The following is a 3,748-nucleotide window of genomic DNA, read 5'->3' on the forward strand; positions in this document are numbered from 1 at the left end:
GTCACCCTGTATTCAGCGATGCGGGCGATCGGCGGCGAGAACAGGTTGCGGATCACCTCCCCCTCGCCCGGCACCGGCGCCCGGTTCCGATCGGCGTCGCTGGTCGGCACCTTGTGCAGGCCCGAACCGAATTTCATGCCGGCGCCGCGCGTCAGCGGGATCATGTAGCCGTCGGTGACGCCGCCGACATCGAGGATGACGGGCGCCGTTTCCCAGGCCACCCTAAGATCGGCTGGCGGTTCGACATAAGCAAGCGCGGTGCGATAGGTCTTCAATTCACCGCCGAGCTCCGGGAACAGCTTCAGCACCCACGCGCCGGCAGTGACCACGATGCGGTCGGCCTGCATCGTCTCGCCGCCGGCCAGCGTGATCCGACCGGCCTCGGCATCGACCTCGACCACCTTGCTGTGTTCGTAGACATTGGCGCCGTTGGCGCGCAGCCATGCAGAGAGGCCGGAGGCGATCCTGCGGCAATGCAGAGCGCCACCCTCGGTCGAAAAATAGGCATAGCGGAATGAGCCCGGCTCCAGGAAAGGCCAGCGCTCGACCGCGGCGGCCGGGTCGAGCAACTCGAAGGGAAAGTTCCCCTCCTCCAGGCCTTCGCGGTATTCCTCGGCCTCGTCGCCGGGCTCACGCGAGATGCAGAGGAAACCCCTGGCATCGAGATGGCTCTCGCCGAGATCGGCCCACATCTCGTCCCAGGCGTCATACGCCTCCGTGATCAGCCTGCCATAGCCGGTGCCGGCGCGGTAGGCGCGACGGATGATGCGGTGATGGTCCCCCGATGCGGCAAGCGGGTTGGGGATCGGCCCCTGCTCGACGATCGAAACGCTGTGCCCGGCTTTGACAAGCGACCACGCCGTCGAAAGTCCGGCGATGCCGGCGCCGACCACGATCACATTCATCGAAACCATCCTTCCACAGCGGTCCCCGCTGGCTCAATTCATCGGGTTGCCGGGCGCCAAGATACGGTCTGGCACCGGGCTGGCAAGGCGCGCTAATGATCCAGCATGACCGATTTGATGCCGCCACCCGCCTACCTTGCCTTCGATCCCGCCGGCCGTCGCCTGCGGCTCGACCCGCACGAACCGGCCTTCTTCCTGAACCCGTACGACGCCTATGCCTTCCTGCAGGGCGCCGCGGACGCCTTCTTCTGGGAGGACTACGGTTTCTGGTGCTTTGGCGGCTTCGACGACGTCAACCGGCTCTTGCGCGACCGCCGCTTCGGCCGCCAGAACCCGGCCGGCATTCCCGACAGCCGCGGCGTCGGCCAGGACCGTTCGCATCTCGCCGCCTTCGACGGCATCGAGGCCAATTCGATGCTGGAACTGGAGCCGCCGGTCCACACCAGACTGCGGACGCTGGTCAACCGCGCCTTCGTCTCGCGCCAGGTCGAGCGGCTGCGGCCACGCGTCGAGGCGTTGGCCAACGAACTGATCGACAGCTTCGAGCCCGCCGGGGTCGACCTTCTGCCTGCCTTTGCGTCGCCCTTGCCGATCACCATCATCGCCGAAATGCTCGGCGTGCCGGTGGCGATGGCGCCGCAACTGCTCGACTGGTCGCACCAGATCGTCGCCATGTACATGCATGGCCGCACGCGCGAGACCGAGGAGACCGCCAACCGCGCCGCGCGCGACTTTTCCGATTTCCTGCGCGGGTACGTCGCCGAGCGGCGCAAGCAGCCGGGCGACGACCTGCTTTCGCTTCTGATTTCTGCGCAGGAGGACGGCCAGAAACTGTCCGAGGACGAACTGGTGTCATCGACCATTCTGCTGCTCAATGCCGGCCACGAAGCGACCGTGCACCAGACCGGCAATGCGGTGCGCGCGATCCTGGCGCAGGGCGGCGACCCCAGCCGCTTCTTCACCACGCCGGAGGCGACCGCGGCCACGGTCGAGGAATGCCTGCGCTTCGACGCGCCGCTGCATATGTTCCTGCGCTATGCCTATGAGGAGATCGAAGTCCAGCCAGGCATCGTGCTCAAGCCTGGCGACAAGATTGCGCTGCTGCTCGGCATGGCCAACCGCGACCCCTCCGCCTTCGCTGCGCCGCAGGCCTTCAATCCCGGCCGGGCCGACCAGAAGAACGTCTCCTTCGGCGCCGGCATCCATTTCTGCATCGGCGCGCCGCTGGCGCGGCTCGAACTGCAGGTCTCGCTGAAGACCCTGTTCGAGCGGCGGCCAAAGCTCCACCTCGCCGAAGAGCCGCGCTTCCGCGACAGCTATCATTTCCACGGGCTGGAACGGCTCGCGGTGGCCTTCTGACAGCCGACGGACGGATATCGGGACCATGAAATTCGCCTTCCTGCAGGAACCGCCATTCTGCTTCATCGATTCCTCGGGCGCCTTGCACGGCTGCGACGCGGTGCTGGCGGAGAAAGTCTGCCAGACATTGGGGCTGGAAGGCTTTTCGGCCGTCGAAGCGGAGTTCGCGGAACTGCTGCCCGGATTGGCCGGGGATCGGTGGGACATGACCACCGGACTGTTCATCTCCGACGGGCGTAAGAAGCTGGTCGATTTCACCCGGCCGATCTGGATGCTGTCGGACGGACTGCTGGTCGCCAGGGACAATCCGCGCGGTTTCGTAGGCTATCGATCGGTCGCCATGGATCAGACCGGCATGATCGGTGTCATATCAGGCCAGATCCAGCACCAGACGGCGCTGCGTAACGGCATTCCGGCCGAGCGGATCAGGATCTTCGGCACCCAGGCCGAGGCGGCCGAGGCCGTCGCCGCCGGCGTGGTGCATGCCTATGCCAGCGTCGCCATGGCGCATCGCGGCTACCTGGCCGGACGGCCCGACGCGCCGCTCGCTGTCATCGATGTTACGGCCGAGGAAAAGCAGCCGGCGGCCGGCGCCTTCGCGCTCGCCAAAGGCAATGCGCCCCTGCGCCAGCGCATCGATTCCTGCCTGGGCGAGTTGCTCGGCGGCACCTGGCACCGGCAGATGATGCGCGAGTACGGATTTTCCGAGGGCGATATCGACCGCCTGCTCTGATCCGGCTGGCGGCAGGTCAGAGCTTGATCACATATTCCTTGCGGGTGGTTTCAAGCACTTCCCAACTGCCCTTGAAGCCCGGCCGCAGCACGAAGCTGTCGCCGGCCCTGACGGTGCGCGCCTCGCCGCCGTCCTCGGAAATGACTGAGACGCCGGACAGGATGTGGCAAAACTCCCATTCGTCATAGACGATGCGCCACTTGCCGGGCGTCGATTCCCAGATGCCGGCATAGAGGCCGCCGTCCCGCTCCTCGACATTCCAGGTGCGAAACTTCGGATCGCCCGAAATCAGCCGGTCCGGAGCAGGCGCGCCGGCCTCCGGCTCGGCGCTTGCGACATCGACGGAGAGAAAGTTCGGCGCCGCCATCAGACCTTGTCCAGCGCCTGTTCGAGGTCGGCGACGATGTCGTTGACGTCCTCGATGCCGACCGAAAGACGGACCGTGTCCGGCCCGGCGCCGGCCTTGATCTTCTGCTCGTCGGAAAGCTGGCGGTGCGTGGTCGAGGCCGGATGGATGACCAGCGACTTGGTGTCGCCGACATTGGCAAGATGCGAGAAAAGCTCCAGCGCCTCGACGAATCTGACGCCCGCCGCGTAGCCGCCCTTGAGACCGAAGGTGAACACCGCGCCGGCGCCCTGCGGCGAATACTTCTTCTGCAGGGCGTTGTTCTTGTCGCCGGGCCGGACACGGTCCGTCTTTCGGTCGGCATCGAGGACGTCAACGACATCGTCGCCGACCTCGAACAGGCGC

The 3,748-nt window shown here is 66.2% G+C and carries 5 protein-coding genes; 2 read left to right on the plus strand and 3 right to left on the minus strand.

Annotation, left to right across the window (positions count from 1 at the left end):
• Positions 1-905: FAD-dependent oxidoreductase (locus tag EN745_RS31535; protein WP_145992248.1), on the minus strand; the 905-nt coding region annotated here is incomplete at its 3' end.
• A gap of 105 nt (positions 906-1,010) precedes the next feature.
• Here EN745_RS31535 and EN745_RS31540 point away from each other — a divergent pair.
• Both EN745_RS31540 and EN745_RS31545 read left to right on the plus strand, forming a co-directional pair.
• The gene (locus EN745_RS31540) at positions 1,011-2,264 is read left to right on the plus strand and encodes a cytochrome P450 (RefSeq protein WP_126054898.1); all 1,254 of its coding nucleotides are present in this window, start codon (positions 1,011-1,013) and stop codon (positions 2,262-2,264) included.
• 25 nt (positions 2,265-2,289) lie between these two features.
• Complete coding sequence (locus tag EN745_RS31545) at positions 2,290-2,997, plus strand: transporter substrate-binding domain-containing protein (RefSeq protein WP_127423055.1); 708 nt, start codon at positions 2,290-2,292, stop codon at positions 2,995-2,997.
• Positions 2,998-3,013: 16 nt separating this feature from the next.
• Here EN745_RS31545 and EN745_RS31550 read toward each other — a convergent pair whose 3' ends face one another.
• Together EN745_RS31550 and EN745_RS31555 are read right to left on the minus strand one after the other, a co-directional pair.
• Positions 3,014-3,364 (minus strand): cupin domain-containing protein, encoded by a 351-nt coding sequence (locus EN745_RS31550; RefSeq protein ID WP_126054900.1) that lies wholly within the window; start codon positions 3,362-3,364, stop codon positions 3,014-3,016.
• Positions 3,364-3,748: PLP-dependent transferase (locus tag EN745_RS31555; protein WP_245487883.1), on the minus strand; the 385-nt coding region annotated here is incomplete at its 5' end. The genes EN745_RS31555 and EN745_RS31550, both read right to left, overlap by 1 nt.

The sequence above is a fragment of the Mesorhizobium sp. M4A.F.Ca.ET.022.05.2.1 genome (genome assembly GCF_003998845.1).
In the GTDB taxonomy this organism is placed as follows: domain Bacteria; phylum Pseudomonadota; class Alphaproteobacteria; order Rhizobiales; family Rhizobiaceae; genus Mesorhizobium.